The organism is Aequorivita xiaoshiensis (genome assembly GCF_022008395.1).
GTDB classification, from domain to species: domain Bacteria; phylum Bacteroidota; class Bacteroidia; order Flavobacteriales; family Flavobacteriaceae; genus Aequorivita; species Aequorivita xiaoshiensis.
In genome coordinates this window covers 1-20,033 of the sequence record NZ_JAIRBB010000014.1, presented here as the reverse complement: position 1 = coordinate 20,033, position 20,033 = coordinate 1, and the positions used below count along the sequence as shown (strand labels likewise).

14 protein-coding genes, 1 other RNA gene and 1 riboswitch are annotated in these 20,033 nt (G+C 34.4%); of the genes, 6 read left to right on the top strand and 9 right to left on the bottom strand.

The genetic code is table 11. The annotated features are described in order from the left end of the window. Nucleotides 1-75 precede the first annotated feature (75 nt). On the bottom strand, nucleotides 76-1,869 hold the full coding sequence (gene typA, locus K8344_RS12460) for a translational GTPase TypA (protein ID WP_237609016.1): 1,794 nt from the start codon (nucleotides 1,867-1,869) through the stop codon (nucleotides 76-78). Between the two features lie 179 nt (nucleotides 1,870-2,048). Here typA and kdsA point away from each other — a divergent pair, with 179 nt between their 5' ends. From kdsA to K8344_RS12445, 3 genes are all read left to right on the top strand, one after another. After that, nucleotides 2,049-2,867 (top strand): 3-deoxy-8-phosphooctulonate synthase, encoded by an 819-nt coding sequence (gene kdsA / locus K8344_RS12455; protein WP_237609015.1) that lies wholly within the window; start codon nucleotides 2,049-2,051, stop codon nucleotides 2,865-2,867. 769 nt (nucleotides 2,868-3,636) lie between these two features. Continuing rightward, the gene (locus K8344_RS12450; RefSeq protein ID WP_237609014.1) at nucleotides 3,637-5,607 is read left to right on the top strand and encodes a DUF3857 domain-containing protein; all 1,971 of its coding nucleotides are present in this window, start codon (nucleotides 3,637-3,639) and stop codon (nucleotides 5,605-5,607) included. A 25-nt stretch (nucleotides 5,608-5,632) separates the two neighbouring features. Continuing rightward, nucleotides 5,633-7,603: a hypothetical protein gene (locus K8344_RS12445; RefSeq protein ID WP_237609013.1), complete on the top strand. Its 1,971-nt coding sequence runs from the start codon at nucleotides 5,633-5,635 to the stop codon at nucleotides 7,601-7,603. Between the two features lie 20 nt (nucleotides 7,604-7,623). On the opposite strand, the gene K8344_RS12440 is transcribed toward K8344_RS12445, so the two are convergent. Beyond that, nucleotides 7,624-8,397, bottom strand: coding sequence for an SDR family NAD(P)-dependent oxidoreductase (locus K8344_RS12440; RefSeq protein WP_338144603.1), 774 nt, complete (start codon nucleotides 8,395-8,397; stop codon nucleotides 7,624-7,626). A 58-nt stretch (nucleotides 8,398-8,455) separates the two neighbouring features. Then, entirely contained in the window at nucleotides 8,456-9,664 is a 1,209-nt protein-coding gene (locus K8344_RS12435; RefSeq protein WP_237609048.1) for an NAD(P)-dependent oxidoreductase, read from the bottom strand. Nucleotides 9,665-9,833: 169 nt separating this feature from the next. On the opposite strand from K8344_RS12435, the gene ssrA reads away from it, so the two are divergent. After that, nucleotides 9,834-10,232, top strand: a transfer-messenger RNA (tmRNA) gene (gene ssrA / locus K8344_RS12430). A 377-nt stretch (nucleotides 10,233-10,609) separates the two neighbouring features. Here the strand turns inward: ssrA and K8344_RS12425 are convergent. The 5 genes from K8344_RS12425 to K8344_RS12405 form a co-directional block, all read right to left on the bottom strand. Beyond that, nucleotides 10,610-11,296 (bottom strand): SIR2 family NAD-dependent protein deacylase, encoded by a 687-nt coding sequence (locus K8344_RS12425; protein WP_237609011.1) that lies wholly within the window; start codon nucleotides 11,294-11,296, stop codon nucleotides 10,610-10,612. 12 nt (nucleotides 11,297-11,308) lie between these two features. Continuing rightward, nucleotides 11,309-12,085 carry a hypothetical protein gene (locus tag K8344_RS12420; RefSeq protein ID WP_237609010.1) on the bottom strand — a complete coding sequence of 259 codons (777 nt, stop codon included), beginning with the start codon at nucleotides 12,083-12,085 and terminating at the stop codon, nucleotides 11,309-11,311. A gap of 10 nt (nucleotides 12,086-12,095) precedes the next feature. After that, nucleotides 12,096-12,464: a hypothetical protein gene (locus tag K8344_RS12415; RefSeq protein ID WP_237609009.1), complete on the bottom strand. Its 369-nt coding sequence runs from the start codon at nucleotides 12,462-12,464 to the stop codon at nucleotides 12,096-12,098. A 199-nt stretch (nucleotides 12,465-12,663) separates the two neighbouring features. Beyond that, nucleotides 12,664-13,311 (bottom strand): hypothetical protein, encoded by a 648-nt coding sequence (locus tag K8344_RS12410; RefSeq protein WP_237609008.1) that lies wholly within the window; start codon nucleotides 13,309-13,311, stop codon nucleotides 12,664-12,666. 52 nt (nucleotides 13,312-13,363) lie between these two features. Continuing rightward, nucleotides 13,364-13,459, bottom strand: a riboswitch (SAM-I-IV-variant riboswitch). Nucleotides 13,460-13,854: 395 nt separating this feature from the next. After that, nucleotides 13,855-15,012, bottom strand: a complete 1,158-nt coding sequence (locus K8344_RS12405; RefSeq protein WP_237609007.1) for a THUMP domain-containing class I SAM-dependent RNA methyltransferase — start codon at nucleotides 15,010-15,012, stop codon at nucleotides 13,855-13,857. Nucleotides 15,013-15,070: 58 nt separating this feature from the next. On the opposite strand from K8344_RS12405, the gene K8344_RS12400 reads away from it, so the two are divergent. Then, the gene (locus tag K8344_RS12400; RefSeq protein ID WP_237609006.1) at nucleotides 15,071-15,802 is read left to right on the top strand and encodes a class I SAM-dependent methyltransferase; all 732 of its coding nucleotides are present in this window, start codon (nucleotides 15,071-15,073) and stop codon (nucleotides 15,800-15,802) included. Then, entirely contained in the window at nucleotides 15,802-16,470 is a 669-nt protein-coding gene (locus tag K8344_RS12395) for a ZIP family metal transporter (protein ID WP_237609005.1), read from the top strand. Before K8344_RS12400 ends, K8344_RS12395 begins: the two co-directional genes overlap by 1 nt. Here K8344_RS12395 and K8344_RS12390 read toward each other — a convergent pair. After that, nucleotides 16,467-18,926 (bottom strand): helix-turn-helix domain-containing protein, encoded by a 2,460-nt coding sequence (locus K8344_RS12390; protein ID WP_237609004.1) that lies wholly within the window; start codon nucleotides 18,924-18,926, stop codon nucleotides 16,467-16,469. The two genes, K8344_RS12395 and K8344_RS12390, sit on opposite strands and share 4 nt — an antisense overlap. Nucleotides 18,927-20,033 lie beyond the last annotated feature (1,107 nt).

Sequence of the window (20,033 nt, the reverse complement as noted above, 5' to 3'; positions counted from 1 at the left end):
GTAAGACTTGAATTTAGTTTAAAAACTAAAATCAATTGTCTTACGTCCTTTATAAAAAAGGTTATTTACCTTTTATTATATTTTGTTTCTCTTACGATCAACCTCTTTTAAGTGAATCTTACGAATTCTCAAGTGGTTAGGAGTAACCTCAACGTATTCATCTTTTTGAATGTATTCTAAAGCTTCTTCTAATGAAAACTTAATTGCAGGAACAATCTTCGCTTTATCATCAGCTCCAGAAGAACGTACGTTCGAAAGTTTTTTAGTTTTAGTGATGTTCACGGTCATATCATCTTGACGAGAGTTTTCACCAATTACCTGCCCTTCGTAAATATCTTCACCTGGATCTACAAAAAACTTACCTCTATCTTGTAACTTATCTATAGAATAAGGAATCGCAGTTCCTGTTTCCATAGAAACTAAAGATCCGTTTTGTCTTTCTGGAATTCCACCTTTTAGCGGTTGGTATTCTAGAAAACGGTGTGTCATAATTGCTTCACCTGCAGTTGCTGTAAGTAATTGGTTACGCAAACCAATAATACCACGAGATGGAATAACGAATTTACAAACCATACGATCTCCTTTTCCTTCCATACTCAGCATTTCCCCTTTACGAATGGTCACCATATTAATAGCGGTTCCACTTACGGTTTCAGGTAAATCGATAGTCATTTCTTCAACTGGCTCACATTTTACACCGTCAATTTCTTTAACAATAACTTGTGGTTGCCCAATTTGAAGTTCATAACCTTCACGACGCATAGTTTCAATTAAAACTGAAAGGTGCAAAACGCCACGGCCAAAAACCATAAATTTATCGGCACTATCCGTCGGCACCATACGCAACGCAAGGTTTTTCTCTAATTCTTTTTCAAGTCTTTCCTTAATATGGCGCGAGGTAACAAATTTTCCATCTTTTCCAAAGAAAGGTGAATCGTTAATCGTGAAAAGCATACTCATTGTAGGCTCATCAATCGCTATAGTTTGTAGTGCTTCAGGATTTTCTGCATCGGCAATAGTATCACCAATTTCGAAACCTTCAAGACCTACTAAAGCACAAATATCTCCAGGTTGCACTTCCGTAACTTTCTTACGGCCCATCCCTTCAAAAGTGTGGATTTCTTTTATTTTAGACTTTACAATAGTACCATCTCGCTTCACTAAGGCTACTTGTAAACCTTCTTTTAATACACCTCTTTGTAAACGACCAATTGCAATTCTTCCTGTAAATGAAGAAAAGTCTAAAGATGTAATCAACATTTGTAGCGACCCTTCTTCTGCTTCAAATGAAGGCACGTGCTCTAAAACCATATCTAATAATGGCTCAATAGAATCGGTTGGTTTTTTCCAATCATCACTCATCCAGTTCTGTTTTGCCGAACCGTAAACAGTAGGGAAATCAAGTTGCCATTCTTCAGCACCTAATTCGAACATTAGGTCGAAAATAGATTCGTGCACGTCATCTGGAGTACAGTTATCTTTATCTACTTTATTTACAACCACACAAGGCTTTAAACCTAGATCGATAGCTTTTTGCAATACAAATCGAGTTTGTGGCATTGGTCCTTCAAAAGCATCTACTAAAAGTAATACTCCGTCGGCCATATTCAATACTCTTTCTACTTCACCACCAAAATCGGCGTGACCAGGAGTATCGATAATATTTATTTTTGTGTCTTTATAAACTACAGAAACGTTTTTTGAAGTAATAGTAATTCCTCTTTCACGTTCAAGATCATTGTTATCTAAGATAAGCTCACCAGACTGTTCGTTTTCACGGAAAAGACTACAGTGGTGCATAATTTTATCAACCAAGGTAGTTTTACCGTGGTCAACGTGGGCAATAATGGCGATGTTTTTAATTTTCATAAACTTCCTCCTTTTTTTTGGAGGGTGCAAAAGTAGTGTTTATAAGTGGATTAGAAACAAAAGTTAACATTTTATTTTTATTTAAGCAAACAAGTTAATTTTCAATTATTAACATCAAATAATATATGCATTATATCAGAAGTGTAAAATAACTATCTTTACAGTGTTAAAAATAAAATATGAAACTCGAATTAATCCCCCATATAAAACACCTCAATTCCAACAATTTTTTCTTACTTGCAGGACCTTGTGCTATTGAAGGTGAAGAGATGGCAATGCAGATTGCTGAAAAAATTGTAAAAATTACCGACACGCTTGAAATTCCTTTCATTTTTAAGGGTAGTTTTAAAAAAGCAAACCGAAGTAGGATTGATAGCTTTACAGGAATTGGCGACGAAAAAGCATTAAAGATTCTCAAAAAAGTATCCAACACTTTTAATGTACCAACAGTTACCGATATTCACGAAGTAAGTGATGCAGCAATGGCTGCGGAATATGTTGATGTATTGCAAATCCCTGCATTTTTGGTTCGTCAAACAGACTTAGTTGTGGCTGCTGCTAATACAGGAAAAGTTGTGAATTTGAAGAAAGGACAATTTATGAGTCCTGAAAGCATGAAGCACGCGGTTACTAAAGTTACAGATTCTAATAACCAGCAAGTACTAATTACCGACCGCGGAACAATGTTTGGTTATCAGGATATGATTGTGGACTTTAGAGGCATTCCTACTATGAAACAATACGCGCCAGTAGTTTTAGATGTGACTCACAGTTTACAGCAACCAAATCAATCGGCTGGAGTTACAGGTGGACGCCCAGAAATGATTTCTACAATTGCAAAGGCTGGAGTTGCAACTGGCGTAGATGGGATATTTATTGAAACCCACTTCGATCCTGCAAATGCAAAAAGCGATGGTGCCAATATGTTAAATCTAAATTTACTTGAAAAACTACTATCAGATCTTGTAGCGATTAGAAAAACAATTAACCAACTGTAACTGTACTCCTATTTAAAATAAGGATTGATTGTAGAAGCTATACATAATTTATAAATAAAATAAAGTGCCCTACCATCTCCTCAAATTGGTAGGGCACTTTTGGCTAAAAATCCTTATAAAAAAGACTCTTACATTTTATATCCAATTCTAAATAACAATTAAGCTATAAGAGTTTAGATATTTTACTTATTAACTCCCCAATTAAATAAGTATTCAAATATCAGTTTAATTACACATACAAAACAAGAGGTAAATCCCCCTAAATTTACAACTAACCCCTGATTTTCAATATTTTAATAAAAAACTCTAACGAAAGATGGCTGTTTCACTAGTTAGGTATAAAAAAGAAGAATAATATTTAAGCAATTCACTCAGATAGAATTGTTACTGACCTACTTTCCTTAAGCAACCAAACACTCCTTTAAAATAAAAAAGGCTGTCTATTAAAGACAACCTTTTTTTTAGAATACTACATATTAACTCCCCAATTAATGTCTAGTGATGCAAAGATGTAACTTTTGTAAACGCGCTACAAGGGGGAAATCCCCCAATTTTTAAAAAAATGAGAGTTTTTTATAAAACATGTGTAATTCCCTGATCCTAAACCCCTAACTAAACCTTTTAATACAAAAAAAGCATTTACGAAAGTATGATGTATATAATTTTGGTCACTACTTATTAATACTTCCTTTTTCCCTTAAAACCACTTTAAAAGTTTTGTAGGAGTAATAAATATTTTATTTTGCGAAGGATATCTGTTTTTTATTTTATGAAATCTGAAAAGATCTTTTTTCTAGTTTTACTTCTAACCTTTTATTCCTTGCACGCTCAAAGTCCACGTTATAAAAAATTTGGAGAACCCACTAGTCATGATTTTGCAATAAATAAATATGATCCTGAACCTGATTCTCCAGGTGCAATTTTATATGAATCGGGAAATTATTACGCTAAGTCTGTCGGTATTCGTATTTATTTAGTTAAAGAAGTTTATAGAAAGATTAAAGTTTTTAATGCTAAAAAATTTGATTATTCCGATGTAACTATTTCCTATTATGAAGGAAATGGCAGGTATAAAGAAGAAGTTTTAGAATATGAAGCTATAACGCACAATGGCACCAACCAAAGCCATGTCCCCGAAAGTGCATTCTTTACCGTAGAGGAGTCGAATACCAGAAAATCATTAAAATTTACCTTTCCAAATGTTCAAGATGGAAGTATTTTAGAATACAAATACACCAAATTAAGTCCGTTTTTTTATGATCTTAATGGGTGGGAATTTCAACATGAATTACCTACAATTTATAGTTTATTTCAAACAGTAATTCCTGTCAATTTTAAGTATAACCGTATATTATATGGTGATCAGAAATTAGTAATTAACAACACAGCCCTTAAAAAAAATGGTTTTAAGCTTCCAGATGATAGGAGAGTTGATTCTGAAGTTCACTTATTCTCAATGGAGAATATTCCCTCTTTTAGCGAAGAAGACTATATGCTTGGAAAAAAAAATTACGTTTCAAGAATAGTTTACGAACCTGTATCATTTAAGAGTTTTAATGTTGAATGGAAAAAACAAGTTTTTACCCGAAATTGGAATGATATAGATAAGCTATTTAAAGAGGACGAGGATTTTGGTGATCAACTTGTGCGAAAAAACTATTTTAGAAGAAAATTACCAAAAGATATTTTAAATATTGAAAACGAACTAGAACGGGCTAAAGCTGTATATAGATTTATTCAAAATGAATACACTTGGAATGAACAGTACTTTAACTATAATGTAAACGTAAAAGAAGCTTTCAAAGATAAATTAGGAAGTGTATCTGCTATAAATTTATCTTTAGTAAATGCCTTAGAAGCCGCCGGCCTTAAAGCTAAACCTGTGTTATTGTCCACACGTAAAAATGGCTTACCTACAAAAGTTTATCCAATCCTTTCAAATTTTAACTATGTGATCTCAGTACTGATGATAAACGATGAGTTTATATTATTAGACGCTACAAATAAACAAGCACCTTTTGGTATAATTCCTTTTCGCGCTCTTAATATACACGGTAGGGTAATGGACTTTAACAAAGGCAGTTATTGGATGCCTATAAAGCCTTATAATAAAAACATTCTATTTGCACATTCAAAAATTTTAGCCGATACAAACGGACATTTTAAAGGAGTAGTAAATCAGGCTAATTATGGTTATATAGGATTTGAAAAACGAAATACAATTGAAAAAGCAACGCTACAACAATACATAAAAACTCAAGAAAATAAAAGCGCTGGAATTGAGGTCGAAAACTTTCAAATAGAGGAGCTTTATAATATTGAGAAACCGCTTAAAGAAAACTATGAGGTAACTGTTGAACCTGAAATAATAGGCGACAAAGTAATACTTCATCCTTTTTTCAATAAAACTTATATTTCTAAAAACCCATTTAATTTGAATAAGCGAAATTACCCCATAGACTTTGGGTTTCCGTTTACTAATACTTATTTGGTATCAATAGATTTAGACGATAAATATAAAGTTGAACATCTTCCAGATAGTAGAAGCATAAAACTGCAAGGTGATGATGGTGAATGTTCTGTAACCTATATAGCTGATGGCAACAAAGTGAATATTCGTTTTAATATGAAATTAAATTCATATCGTTATGCTCCCGAAGCATACCCAGCCCTCAAAGAATTTTTTGGCACTATGGTTACCATGCTGAAAGATGAACCTATAATTTTAAAAAAAATATAATCCAACCATTCCTTATAATACCAATATGCTTTACTTCAAACACAGTATCCTAATTTTATTTTTATTTGTTTTTACTTTTACATTTTCACAATCACGAAAAACTGCGGTGTTTGGCGAACCTACTTCCGAAGACTTCAAAATAAATTCGTATAATCAAGATCCTGAAGCAGCTGGAGTTGTTCTTTTTGAAAGCGCTAAAAATTATGTAGAACTAGTGGATAATCAAGTGAAACTAATTAAAGAGGTTCACGTAAAGACAAAAGTGTTTGATATTAGCAAATTCGATCAAGCGACAGTAAGAATACCATTTTACAACAAAAAAAATAACAGTGAAAAAGTCACTAAAATTACCGCGATAACCCATAATGGTGCTGTAAAGACATTTGTGAGTGATAAGGATATTTTTACTACAGATGAAACCCCCAAATGGTCGATTAAAAAATTTACTTTCCCAAACATACAGAACGGTAGTATTTTAGAATATACCTACCGAGTAGAATCTACTTATTTTTCAAATATTCGAGGTTGGAAATTTCAAGGACCACTTCCAAAATTATATGTAGAACTGTATACCGACATTCCTGGTAATTTTAAATACAATAGAACGCTTTACGGAAATCTACCTTTATATATTAACGACGCAATTAAATCTAAAGCCTGTTTCTCTATTGAAGGCTTTGATGTTCACGCCGATTGTGAAAAAGCGACTTACGCTATGATAAATGTACCAGCCGTAAAAGAGGAAAAGTTTATGCTTTCTCCCGACAACTATTTAGCTAGCATGAAATACGAGCTTATTGAATTTGTAGACTTTAATCGAACTGTTCACCGATATACCAACGAATGGAAAGATGTAGATAAACATTTTCAATACGATAAAAATTACGGGCGACAACTTAAATATTCTAAGTTCTTTAAAAATGAACTTCCAGCTTCGTTATTATCAAAGCAAGATAAGGTTGAAAAAGCAAAAGACATTTATTACTACATTCAAAGTAATATGAATTGGAATGGACGATATGGGTACTCGGAAGACGTACGCGTAAAAGATGCATTTAATGAAAAATCTGGAAACAGTCATGAGATTAATTTCGCTCTATACAACGCCCTTGATGCAGCAGGTCTGAATGTGAATACAATGCTTATTTCTACCCGAGAATACGCCCTTCCTACAAAACAATACCCTGTAATTGCCGATTTTATTTATGCAATTGTAGTTTTAGAAATTCAAGGTAACAAGTACTTTCTAGACGCAACAGACAAATTCACGCCCTTTGGCGTCTTACCCTTTCGCGCCCTTAGTACAGAAGGACGTTTAATGGACTTTAACAAAGGTAGTTATTGGGAAAACATCATTCCTTTTAACAAAAATCTACATTATGTAAATATGCAACTTACTGCAGACGAATCTGGATTATTCACTGGGAAAGCAAGTCAAGTTTCTACGGGATATGTATCGGTTGTAGAACGGAAAGAGTACAACGATTACAGAAAAGATATAATCGACAGAAAGAAACAAAGTAGAAATGAAAGCTTGGAGATTTCCGATCTTAAAATTGAAAATGAAAAAGACCTAGACAAGCCGTACAAAGAGACCTTTAATTTAGTGCTTCACGAACAGCCAATAGCAGATAATCTTTATCTATATCCGTTTTTAATGGAAACCTATTTTGGTGAAAATCCTTTTGTGAAAAAAGAAAGAATTTACCCTATAGATTTTGGTTTTCCGGTAATGAACAACTACTTAATAGCTATAGATGTAAATGATCAATATAAAATTGAAAAAGTTCCTGCCAATAAGATTCTAAAACTTCCAGAAAACGATGGCGAGTTTTCAGTGGTATACGATGTTTCAGGGAGTAAAATAAATATCCGACTTAGTGTAAAACTGAACAATCCAAGTTTTGCTCCAGAAGCTTATAAATCTCTACAAGAATTTTTTACTGAATTAATTAAAGTTCAAAACGAAGAGCCCATTCACTTAAAAAGAATTTGACATTCAATAGTAGTAAGTCACTAATGATCCCGATTCTTTTCTTGTATTTTACGAATTATGGCAGTTGAAGTACGTCTCGGTAGAAAGCGAGGAAGTCTAGATAGAAACCTATTAATTTTACCTGGAACTGCCACAACTTTTCCCTTGAGCATTGCTTCATAACCATATTTAGCTACCTCTTTAGGACATCCTATATTGAATTTAATTTTATTATTCGATGCCTCAGCACCATTTGAAACTACTTGCTGAAATGAAGTATTGGTTTGTCCAGGACATAAACAGGTAACCGTTACGCCAGTTCCTTTTAACTCATTGGCTATAGCTTCTGAGAAAGAAAGAATATAGGCTTTAGATGCATAGTACAAGGACATCAACGGGCCCGGCTGAAATGCGGCAAGAGAGGACATGTTTAAAATTCTCCCCTCACCTCTTTCAAGCATTCCCTTTAAAACTAATTTGGTTAAATGTGTGGTAGTCATCACGTGAAGGTTTAGCATATCCATCTCACGCTGCCAATCGGTATTACTGAAAGTTCCAAATATTCCAAAACCTGCATTATTAATTAATACGTCTATAGGTTTGCCGTGAGTAGCTTCAAAAATTTGTTCTGCAACATTATTCTTACTCAAATCCTTTACAATAAGTTGAATTTCTGAAGCGTATTGACTTGCAAGATTTTCTTTAGCTTGTTGCAGTTTGTCTGCATCAATATCTGCTAAAATTAAATCATACCCATCCCTTGCTAATAACAAAGCAAGTTCGAACCCCAAGCCCGAAGCAGCTCCTGTTACTATTGCTATTTTTTTATGTGTTTCAATAATTTAGAATTTTTACAATTATTTAATTCATTATTTACTCAACACCATTTACATAATCGTTAAGGTATTTAAAATTAGAAGTTAGCTTTCCTGTACTAGTCGTCATTTGTGCACGCTTCAAAACACCATCCTTATCGTTATTAAAAAAGGCTGGCATTACGTGTTCCATAAACATCTCGCCAAAACCTTCACTAGCATCTTTTGGCAATTCGCATGGTAAATTATCTACAGCCATAACCGCTATAGACCCAGGAGCTCCTAGCTCGGTTTCACTTTCGGTTACTGGGTCGTAACCGTAAAACGGATTAGCAATAGTTGATGCTCGAATTGTACAAGCCACGGGACCATCGATATCGCAAGAAACATCAGCAACAAAATTGATTTTAAATTCAGGGTTTCTAGCATCTTCTCTTGTAAAAAGATAAGGAGCATTATTTCCATAAAAGTGGCCAGAAATAAACATATCGCTCACCTTCGCATATTTCATAAAATCACTTTCATAGCCTGAGGGATCTTTATAAAATTCTCTTTTATTGAACTCACCCCCATCTTTGCGTTTATTGTATTCAGAAACATCAATCAAGCAATATACAGGCTCATCAAATTCTTTAGTTAGGTAATCTTCATCACTTACTTCACGAATTTTTAAATGGTCTAGAACTCGTTTTGCTCCTTTGGTTACTTTTCCTGTCCCTGAAAGAACAATTTTCATGTTCGGGATGGTAATTTTATCTAAGGCTGCCTTAACAGCATTTAAATCTGGCAAGTTTTCAACCTTAGGTAATGCATATAAATTATCACGTAAACCTAGGCCTCTAATTCCATTGTAAGCACCAACTAGTCCAGCGTAATAACCGAATCCAATTAATCGCTTATTAGATTTATTTACTATAGTTTCATGATCGAACATTTCTATATTTCTTTCCAGCATTGCCCTTAATAACTCACGGTTATAGGGCTGTTTTTTAATTGTATGACTGAAGTAGAAATATTTTTTATTAGGAATTAACGCCTCAACCGGAACTTCCTTTACTCCCAACATTACATCTGCCTCAGACACATCATCCAAAACGTCAAAGCCTGCATTGCGATAAGCCTCATCAGGAAAAACACGAACATCCGAAGATTCAACGATAATACGGGCATCGGGAAACTCCTTTATGACTTCTTGACACATTTCTGGTGAAAAAACTACACGACGGTCTGGCGGATTCTTACGTTCTTTTATAATAGCAAAGGTTATTGGCATTTTGGTATATTTTTTGAACAAATGAATAATGGAATTTCTAGGAATGCAAATGTAATAGATTTCTTGTATCTTTGCACGTTTGTTAGTAGCTAGATGATAGAGAAAAGGTAGCGTAAACCTTGTTTATTTCTGTTAATTCTCTAAAAATCACTGACAAATAAATGGGGCCGACTGGTTTTGACAGCGGGTCTAATTGTATTGTAAGCATGCCGAGCGCTGGGATATAGCTCGTAAATATCATATTTCACACTTTTTAAACGGCGAGAATAACTACGCCCTAGCTGCATAATCTGAATCATAGTAGGATGTGCCTCGGCCCACAAGGTGGGCAAGCAGGAAGTCACTCAACGGCCTTGGTTTACGGCGGTTGATTTAGTGGCTTCGTAAAAGTAAACCTAGCGATGTTAGTGCTTTGATGGCATCGTGAAACTCAAGTAAAGATAAGGAGTGCGTTGGTAGTTTTCGACCGGCAATCTCTCGAAAACCTAATTGAAAACTAAGCATGTAGAAAGCATTATGGTTGCACGTTTGGACGGGAGTTCGAATCTCCCCGGCTCCACTGATCACTTAGAAAACCGCGCCAATAGGCGTGGTTTTGTTATTTTATGAAGAAATTGAGCTCGCTCAAAATTTCGGAATAAAATCACAAAGCTAAGACGCAGTCTGTGGTTTTCTATTTGCAGGACTGGTGCCCATGGAGATCATATGTTCTTTATAATCTCCCCGGCTCCACTGATTACTTAGAAAACCACGCCAATAGGTGTGGTTTTGTTATTTTATGAAGAAATTGAGCTCGCTCAAAATTTCGGAATAAAATCACAAAGCTAGGACGCAGCCTGTGGTTTTCTAATTGCAGGACTGGTGCCTATGGAGATCATATGTTCTTTATAATCTCCCCGGTTTCACAATAAAAAATTACATAAATAATAGTTCGAATGTTTAAGGCAGATACTCTTCGACCAACAGCTTTACCCCTGTTGTGGCTTTTTCTTTAAGTACTAACAGATTTATACCATCTTCCACATCAGGCTTTATGTCGATATAAACTGTTTGAGCATCTACAGGAACAGACAGTAACAATGATCCCGCTGGTTGCACTACCATTGAAGTTCCTACAATTACAAACAAATCTGCCGTTTCAACTATTGAAATGGCTTTCTCAATTTCCGCAACTTCTTCGCCAAACCATACTATATGTGGTCTTAATTGACCTCCATCGGCTGCCAAATTACCAACTTGAATATCTTTAGTATACGGGTAAATAAGGTTTTCATCTTTAATACTTCTACATTTAGTCAGGTCACCATGCAAATGCAAAACATTTGTAGAGCCAGCTCTTTCATGTAGGTTGTCCACATTTTGTGTAATCACAGACACTTCATACTTGTCTTCTAGTTCAGCAATTAATTTGTGCGCTAAATTTGGCTGAGCTTTTTCAACCTCCCTTCTTCTTTCATTATAAAAGTTCAATACAAGTTGTGGGTTTTTACTAAAGCCTTCTATAGACGCAACGTCTTCAACTTTATGGTTGGACCAAAGTCCGTTGTTATCTCTAAAAGTGCGAATACCACTTTCCTGACTAATACCTGCACCTGTAAAAAACACTATGTGATGTTTATGTTTCATAAGTTTGTTTTTCTATATAGTAATTACTTTTTTTCCCTCTAATTTTATCTTCTTGGCAAATGAGAATGACTTACCATCGAATATCACACTATAATCTAAATTCCTTTTTATAAACTCATCCTGGAGTAGCCATACATCCATTTGCATTCTAATGCTGAAATGTTTTCGACCAACGTACGTATTAAACAATTCTATAAGCCCTAAATCGTCAAGCTTAGACAGCTTCTTAATATATTCTACTCTAGATTCTGAAATAGGCATATGGTTCATTTTGGCACTTCTTAGAACAGATTTTTCTGCCTTCTGTACACCTATTTGTTTCCAAACATTAAATTTAACGAATGGAAAATTATATGCTTCAATCTCTTTCTCAACTGTTTCTTTATACCAAACAAAGTTCCCATCTGCTGTAATCAAGCTGCCTAACCAAGGAATATTCTTACAAGCAAGGTGAGGCTGATTAAGGTAAGGTGTATATGAACCTCCAGCACCACGTATTAACTCTTCGTCAACAAATACATAATCCAGCTTATTTACAAAATTCAAAGGGCGAAGCCGATTTTCAACTATTTGAATAAGGTTGCCAGGTGGAGTGACTATCTCAGCTACTATTAAGAGTTTTCCATTAGTCTGTCCATTTAAATCAAACTTTGAAATAAAGTCTATCAATGTTCCAAACTTCTTGTTAACCGACGCCACATTTATTATAAGGCTTGAAAAGACAAAGGGCATCTGGTCGCTATCTAGAAATTCAGGCCCGTTTTCCAATGTATTATTTTTATTTTCCATAAATTCAGAATTATATTATCAAACTAACTTCATTACATTTTTTAGGAGCGTGCTTGTTATAATACTGGCTTTTGAGATTCCACAAAACAATATACTTCGCACGTGTTTGAATTCTAAAAGATCCTTTACCCGAAATCAAACTAAATCCTTTTCCTGAGAATTTAAATTCATCATCGAAATACCAAATCTCATAGGGTGATACATTGGTGAAATCTAATAAAGCCACGACACTCTCAGCTGGTAAGCATAACAAATAAGGAAATCTATTTTGTGTAACAATTTCTGATACATCAATGAAATCTTTTTCTATAGTAGCAACAACCACATCAATTGGTTGTGAGATTTTTGAATTGGTTAATTTGACATTAATGGTATTCATATTATTTATTAATTCTTAGTTGTTGTGATATTAGTTTATAAAAACACTTTTATGGTACTACCCTTTACATAGATTAAATAATTGAAAAGTAATTATAAACTTCTTGTTTAGAGTAGGAGATTTGATTATCATAGCGCAATCCAAATTGCTTTAAAACATCTCGTATAGTTTCAGTCTGCTATAAGTTGCTTAAAATTTTCTACATCCGTAAGTGATAAACGTTCGGATTGTTCCTCCTTATTCCTTTAAAAAAGAATCCACCCATTTCTGGTATATTTTCAATTAAATCAAAAGAGAGACATTCTTTAGGAAGGTTTTCGAAGATTAGGGTAAACGAGAAAATCGTACCAGATGCAACAAAACTCCATTTAGGGTATATTGCAATATTTTCACTAAAAAGCAACTTAGACGTTCTTGCAGTTTGCTTACATTTTAGATAAGTGTTATCCCAAATTCGCAATCTTTGGCTATCGCGATATGGCCCCGAATCGATATGAACAATTACCTGAGACTCAGTATCTGTTTTTGTAGTAAATTTTTTCTTTATCTCCTTGACGATTTGAATTTTTGGATCTTTTATTTCTACACTTAAATTTGGAATATCAGAGTTTTCGTTAGTGCTTAAAACGGTATCTTTAAAATCAACTGGTGTTTTATTTAATCTCCTGAAAATTGCTTTACGCATAGCTTGTATACGTAAACCCTGAAGGTGCTCGCCACCTGTGTTGGTTTTAAGTGCATTTTTGTAGGCTCCTATAAGTTCCTCGTCACACAAGGTTTTAAAAACTTCTAAGAAGTTTGAGATATGCAGTTCTCTCTCCTTTATGCTTAATATAAGATGTTCCATAATAGATTTAATTAAAAAATTAAACCATTACAAAAAAACAAATGAAATGTGTAGGATAACATATTTTTCCCGGACTGGCTCATCGTTTTAGCACCTTCGCCTGTTTAGGCAGGTTGCTGTTTCAATTAAGAAACTCGTAATGATATTGCATAAATACAATTTATTATTTAATAATACAAGAATAAATTATGTTTTTCTCAATATACAAGGAAACCAGTTCCATAATAATTCGCTTCAGTGGCAATGTAGTTATAGCGGCATATATAGGTTTTTTAAGCTTTATACTATACCTAAAATCCAAGATAATAGTTGAGCCAGTTTGATGTGCCTTTGCCGATATAGCAAAGTATTTTGTAAAGTAAAAAAATCACTTTTCAGTCATAGCAAAGAAGTGATTCGCAAAGTGCATTCAATAGAAATTTCAATCATCAACTTATTACTAGGCCGATAACCGATTTCACGATTAATCACCAAGGCGATATTTTAGAAATAGACTAATTTTTTAGAGGAAAATTTTCTTGAATAGGAGATTAATCTTAAATTTTATTGCTTAGACGCTTTTCTACTTCCTTCATACATTTCGTATCGCACAAGTTTGGATTCTAATTTTCCGTTGAACAATTTAATTTTTCTTGAAGGTCGAAGTCCAACAAATTTAAGCGCTTCCATATTTGAAGTTATCATCCAAGCCTGAGTCCCAGGATACCCACGCTTTAATGTATTCCCAATAGAGCTATAAAACTCCCGAATATCATTTACAGATATTCTTTCATCATACGGTGGGTTGAAAACCATATACAACGACTTTTCGCCTTGCTTTTTACTTTCAAAAAAATCTTGTTGTCTTACCTCAATAAATTCTTGAAGATTTGCACTTTTTATATTCTCCTTAGCTTTATGAACAGCAACAGGATCAGAATCGAAACCATAAATTTTATGAGGGAAATCACGAACTTTTTTAAGAGCTGCTTCTTCTATTTTCTCATATAAATCTATATCAAAATCTGGCCAAGTTTCGAAACCAAATTCCTCACGATTTAGATTTGGTGGAATATTACACGCTATCAATGCAGCTTCAGTCAACATAGTGCCACTCCCACACATTGGATCTAAAAAGTCACACTGCCCTTGCCAACCAGATAACATTAAAATACCTGCAGCTAAAACTTCATTTATTGGGGCAAGAGTACTTTCTACTTTATAACCACGTTTGTGTAATGATTCTCCAGAACTATCTAGTGAAATAGTACAGATATTACGATCTATATGTACATTTATACGTAAAGTAGGGTGGTCTAAATCCACATCTGGCCTAACTCCTTCCCTATCGCGAAAACGATCTACAATAGCATCTTTTGTCTTTAAAGCGATATATTGAGAATGTGTAAATACATCTGAAAAAACAGTAGCATTCACTGCTAATGAACCTTTTACGTCCATATAGTTTTCCCAGGGCATCTCATAGACTTTTTTATATAAATCTTCTTCTGTGAAAATATTAAAGGCTGTAATTGGCTTCAGAATTTTAATTGCAGTACGGCAGCATAAGTTTGCTTTATACATAAAGCCAGTGTCTCCTTCAAAGGAAACATTTCGGGTCCCTAATTCAATCGAAGACGCTCCTAATTGACGAAGTTCCTGAGCCAGTAGCTCTTCCATCCCGAAAAGGGTCTTAGCTACCATTTTAAAATTCTTTACCATAATATATAATCAGTTTTACTGCAAAAATACAGTATTTTAGCAGTGCGAAACGATAACTATGCAAAAAGAAAAAAACAATTGGTACGCTTCCTGGTTTAACACGCCTTATTACCATATTCTCTACAAAGATAGAGACCACAGAGAAGCGGCGTTGTTTATGAACACGCTCACTAATTATTTAAAATTAAAAGAGAACGACAGTATTCTAGATCTTGCCTGTGGAAAGGGCAGACATTCAAAATATTTATACCGACAAGGATTTAATGTAACAGGAGTAGATCTTTCTGAAGAAAGTATTGCTTATGCCAAACAATACGAAAAACCTAGACTCCAATTTGAAGTCCACGATATGTGTTTACCATTTCCAAAAAAATTTGACGCTGTATTTAATCTTTATACAAGTTTTGGTTATTTTGAAAAAGAAGAAGATAACTTAAGGACAATTAAAGCAATTAAATCTGAATTAAAACCAAACGGATATGGGGTTATAGATTTTTTAAATGTCGAATTAGCTATAAAAAAATTAGTTCCTTCAGAAAAAAAAGAAGTTGGTGGAATCTTATTTGATATTGAAAAATATGTTGAAGATGGTTATATCATAAAAAATATCCGATTTAATGATGAAGGAGATGACTATTGTTTTACTGAAAGAGTAAAAGCATTAAGATTGGAAGGCTTTAAAGACTACTTTGAGAAGGCTGGAGTAACGTTAAAAGCAGTATTTGGAGATTACAAACTCAATAAATTTGATGAAAACACCTCAGAAAGATTAATCCTGATTTTTAACTAATGAATTATATTTTACTTTTTTTAGCCGTAGTAATAGGTTACATAGTCGCACTTTTTTTAAAGAAAAAAGAAATGCGCAATATGGAAGTTTTTCTAGCCTTTAGCGGTGGATTTCTATTATCTATAACAGTTTTTGAATTGTTACCACACGTATTTGAAGACCATTCTAAAAGTATTGGAGTATATATAATGCTCGGAATACTCTTGCAAATATTTCTAGAGTTTTTTTCTAAGGGGGCCGAACACGGACACATTCATCTACATTCAGAAAACAAACATTTTCCTTGGATACTCTTTATAAGTTTGGGCATACATGCCTTTATGGAAGGTTTTCCTATCTCGGAAGAAAACAATTTACTAACAGCTATTATTATTCATAAGGTGCCTGTCGCCATCATACTATCCTTCTTTTTTATAACCGCTGGGTATCGAAAATCGACTACATTGTTATTCTTATTCTTTTTTGCCTTAATGACACCTCTAGGAAACTATCTTTCGACTCATTATGACTTCTTTCATCAATACGAAACGCCAATAACAGCAATAGTAATCGGAATCTTTTTACACGTTTCAACAACAATACTTTTTGAAAGTTCTAAAAACCATAAGTTCAATCTCTCTAAAATGACAGCAGTTATCCTAGCTGTGATCATTGCTTATTTTATTTAATTTACTTTAGATGAATTGGCTTGAGATTTCGCGCCTTTCTTGAGCTGAAGTACATTGGCAACCATTCGTAAGTCACCATAAGTGAATTTATCGTCAATTTTGCTTTTTAAATCGCCGAAACCCTTGTAGTCTTCGGTTTCCATTATTTTTTTGAGTTCAAGATATTTTTCCACAGGCATTAATTCGGTAATTTTAATTTCACCCGTAGCAAGAAAAGTGCTGAGATGCCCTTCAATAGTGCCCATTGTAAAACCTCGTTCTTTAGCAATTTCAGCAACGCTCATACCCGATTTGAATAATTTGAAGGAGATATTCTGTGTTTCGCTTTTTCTAGGAACCAATTTGGTTTCCTTATTTATGGTTATTGCGTTATCTTCACAGTATTGATTAATTACCTCCAGGATTGCAGCACCGTATTTTTTAAGTCTAACTTTTCCGATATCGGAAATTTGTCGCAATTGCTTTACGTTTGTTGGTAATACTTCGCACATTTCAAAAAGCGCTTTTTGGGTAAAAACTTGATAGGGCGGAATAGCTTCTTCTTCCGAAAACTTGGTGCGCAGTTCTCGCAGAAATTCAAATAATTGATTATTTTCAATTGAAGGGATAAAGTCGGCGTTTTTCCGTTTTGGTATTTCTACTTCTTGTAGTGCAGCTTTAGCCCGTAAATCAAGGTATTTTGAGGTATTGAAACCTTTTTTTAAACCTTTAAAGCAATATTGTTTTACAGCTATCAATTCTTCCAAATTATTAAGCTGATTTGTAATATCTTCTTTAATTGCTTTATTATCTGTTGCAAAATTTAAATTAGCTAAAGGTTGTACAATAAAATTTTCTAGGTGCTTTTCAAAATAAAAAACCGCTTTTTTGAAGCGTTCCTGTAGTATAACATTATTTTCTGGAGCCTCGTGTTCACTTAAGTTTTTTATTTGAATTTGGAATTTCGTATTAACTTTTAAAAGTTCGGTCACACCTTTTTCTTTTAAAATGGTTAATTGATCGAATAAATTTCCGCTAATGCTGCCTTTATTTATAAAGCATATATCTATAATTCTACTAACCGGTTGTAGAAAAGAATGGAAATTAAAAATTTCGTTAATCAAATTAAGTTGATATACTATCTGCGAAGTTTCCAAAATAGAAGAATCTGGCTGGTTCTCTTCGGCATTTTTGTTAAAGGAAGCGACTTCACGATTGTTGATAATACTTTTTTGGAAGAGCGGACCAGTTAAAACTATCCCTTCCAAAGTTTTGCATCGGCTTAAAGCTACATAGGTTTGTCCGTGGGCGAAGGCTTCTTGGGCATCGATAATTACTTTTTCAAAAGTGAGCCCCTGACTTTTATGAATAGTTATAGCCCAAGCCAAACGCAGCGGAATTTGTGTAAATGAACCAATTTCATCTTCCATTATTTCTTTTGTCTTTGGATTTATGGAATATTGAATATTCTTCCATATTTCTGGGCTGGTTACAATATCAAATTTATCATCGGGACATCGCACTAGCACTTCACCTTCGTCTAAATCGACCACAGTCCCAATCTTTCCATTGAAATAACGCTTTTCCGGAGAGCTGTCATTTTTAACGAACATAACTTGCGCACCTATCTTGAGTTCCAGCTCCGAATGAGTGGGATAGGTATATTCGGGAAACTTTCCATCTATTTCTGCGTCGTAAATAAAGCTTTTCGTTTTCAGCTTTTTCAGTTCTGCAGCATTAATTCTGTCGGCTCTATTGTTATGGGTGGTCAAAGTGATATACCCAGCGCCATTATGTGCCGAAAACTCGGGAATATACTGTTTGTTGAGTATTTCGGAAGATTCGTGAGTCAAGGAATTATTTCTAATTTCGTTCAATATTGTTATAAAATCTTCACTTTCTTGTCTGTAGATGTGTTTCAATTCAATGGTAAGCGTATTCGAGTTCTGAAAAGAATTGCTTCCAAAAAAAAATCCTGTGCTGTAGTATTGTTTTAAAAGCTGCCATTCATCATTTTTAATTACTGGCGAAAGCTGTTGCAAGTCACCAATCATTAAAAGTTGGGCGCCACCAAAGGGTTTGCTTCTATCTCTAAACCTACGCAAAACTTGGTCTATTCCATCGAGTAAATCAGCTCGCACCATACTTACTTCATCTATAACCAACAAATCTAAAGACTTAATAATATTGATTTTCTTTTTACTGAATTTTTTAGAGAAAGAATTGTCTTGCGTATTTGCAGACTCGGGTAATATGGGCCCAAATGGCAACTGAAAAAAAGAATGAATAGTTACCCCTCCTGCGTTGATAGCCGCCACTCCGGTAGGTGCAACAACTGCCATCCTCTTTAAGGAACCCGTTTTTAACCTATGTAGAAACGTAGTTTTTCCAGTCCCTGCTTTCCCGGTCAGAAAAATATTCCTATCGGTATAATTGACGAAGTTCCAAGCCAGATCGATTTCAGGATTTTCAATCATAACTAAAAATTGTGGAGGAGATTAATGTATTGGATTATTAAATATAATAAATATAGCGTGGAAACAAAATTGGAAATTAAAACCTACAGGTCATAGTTTGCATCAATAATAATTTAGCCTTAAACTAATTGTTGAGTAAACAGCAGTTTTTCAAGCTTTAATCGAAATGAGGTAGGCAGTTCAATTAAATATGAAAATGATTTGATTTATGTGAATTATACTGTGGTTATAGCAGAATAACAAATCGCTTACTTAAAACTAAGCCTAAGAATATTTAATTGATTTTTTTTGTAACTGATTAGGCCTTCCATAATAGCAACGCCAGGGACAGCAATAAGATTCTAACCAAATACAAAAATTTTACCACCCAGTAAAGTATTTCAGTTTAAAGCAAAAAAAATGTTACTCAACTCCAGATCTATAAGGTTTACAAAAAAAGAAAAAGCCGGCTTGGAAAGTGTAAACGGTTCTTGCAGGGTTACTTTGGTAACGCTGCAATCACCACCCACGCTGTCAGTTTAGGGCAAAAAAAATGTTACTCAACTCCAGATCTATAAGGTTACAAAAAAGGAAGGCGGCTGGAGGAGTTAAAAACGGTTCTTGCAGGGTTACTTTGGTAACGCTGCAATCACCACCCACGCTGTCAGTTTAAGGCAAAAGAAGTTTTATTCACCTCCAATACTATAAGGTTTACAAAAAAGGAAGGCGGCTGGAGGAGTAAAAACGGTTCTTGTAGGGTTACTTTGGTAACGCTGCAATCACCACCCACATTGTCAGTTTAGGCCAAAAGAAGTTTTAATCACCTCCAATACTATAAGGTTTACAAAAAAGGAAGTCGGCTGGAGGAGTAAAAACGGTTCTTGCAGGGTTACTTTGGTAACGCTGCAATCACCACCCACGCTGTCAGTTTAGAACAAATAGAAGTTTTGATCACCTCCAATACTATAAGGTTTGCAAAAAAGGAAGGCGGCTGGAGGAGTAAAAACGGTTCTTGCAGGGTTACTTTGGTAATGCTGCAATCACCACCCACGCTGTGGGAGTGTAGGTCGTTCTATTTATAACTTTAGAAAAACAACTGTCAAATAAAAGGAAGAAGAACAATCTCCT

Coding starts and splice junctions, on each gene's coding strand:
- typA (WP_237609016.1), bottom strand. CDS start 1,869: ATGAAAATTAAAAACATCGCCATTATTGCCCACGTTGACCACGGTAAA.
- kdsA (WP_237609015.1), top strand. CDS start 2,049: ATGAAACTCGAATTAATCCCCCATATAAAACACCTCAATTCCAACAAT.
- K8344_RS12450 (WP_237609014.1), top strand. CDS start 3,637: ATGAAATCTGAAAAGATCTTTTTTCTAGTTTTACTTCTAACCTTTTAT.
- K8344_RS12445 (WP_237609013.1), top strand. CDS start 5,633: ATGCTTTACTTCAAACACAGTATCCTAATTTTATTTTTATTTGTTTTT.
- K8344_RS12425 (WP_237609011.1), bottom strand. CDS start 11,296: ATGAAACATAAACATCACATAGTGTTTTTTACAGGTGCAGGTATTAGT.
- K8344_RS12420 (WP_237609010.1), bottom strand. CDS start 12,085: ATGGAAAATAAAAATAATACATTGGAAAACGGGCCTGAATTTCTAGAT.
- K8344_RS12415 (WP_237609009.1), bottom strand. CDS start 12,464: ATGAATACCATTAATGTCAAATTAACCAATTCAAAAATCTCACAACCA.
- K8344_RS12410 (WP_237609008.1), bottom strand. CDS start 13,311: ATGGAACATCTTATATTAAGCATAAAGGAGAGAGAACTGCATATCTCA.
- K8344_RS12405 (WP_237609007.1), bottom strand. CDS start 15,012: ATGGTAAAGAATTTTAAAATGGTAGCTAAGACCCTTTTCGGGATGGAA.
- K8344_RS12400 (WP_237609006.1), top strand. CDS start 15,071: ATGCAAAAAGAAAAAAACAATTGGTACGCTTCCTGGTTTAACACGCCT.
- K8344_RS12395 (WP_237609005.1), top strand. CDS start 15,802: ATGAATTATATTTTACTTTTTTTAGCCGTAGTAATAGGTTACATAGTC.
- K8344_RS12390 (WP_237609004.1), bottom strand. CDS start 18,926: ATGATTGAAAATCCTGAAATCGATCTGGCTTGGAACTTCGTCAATTAT.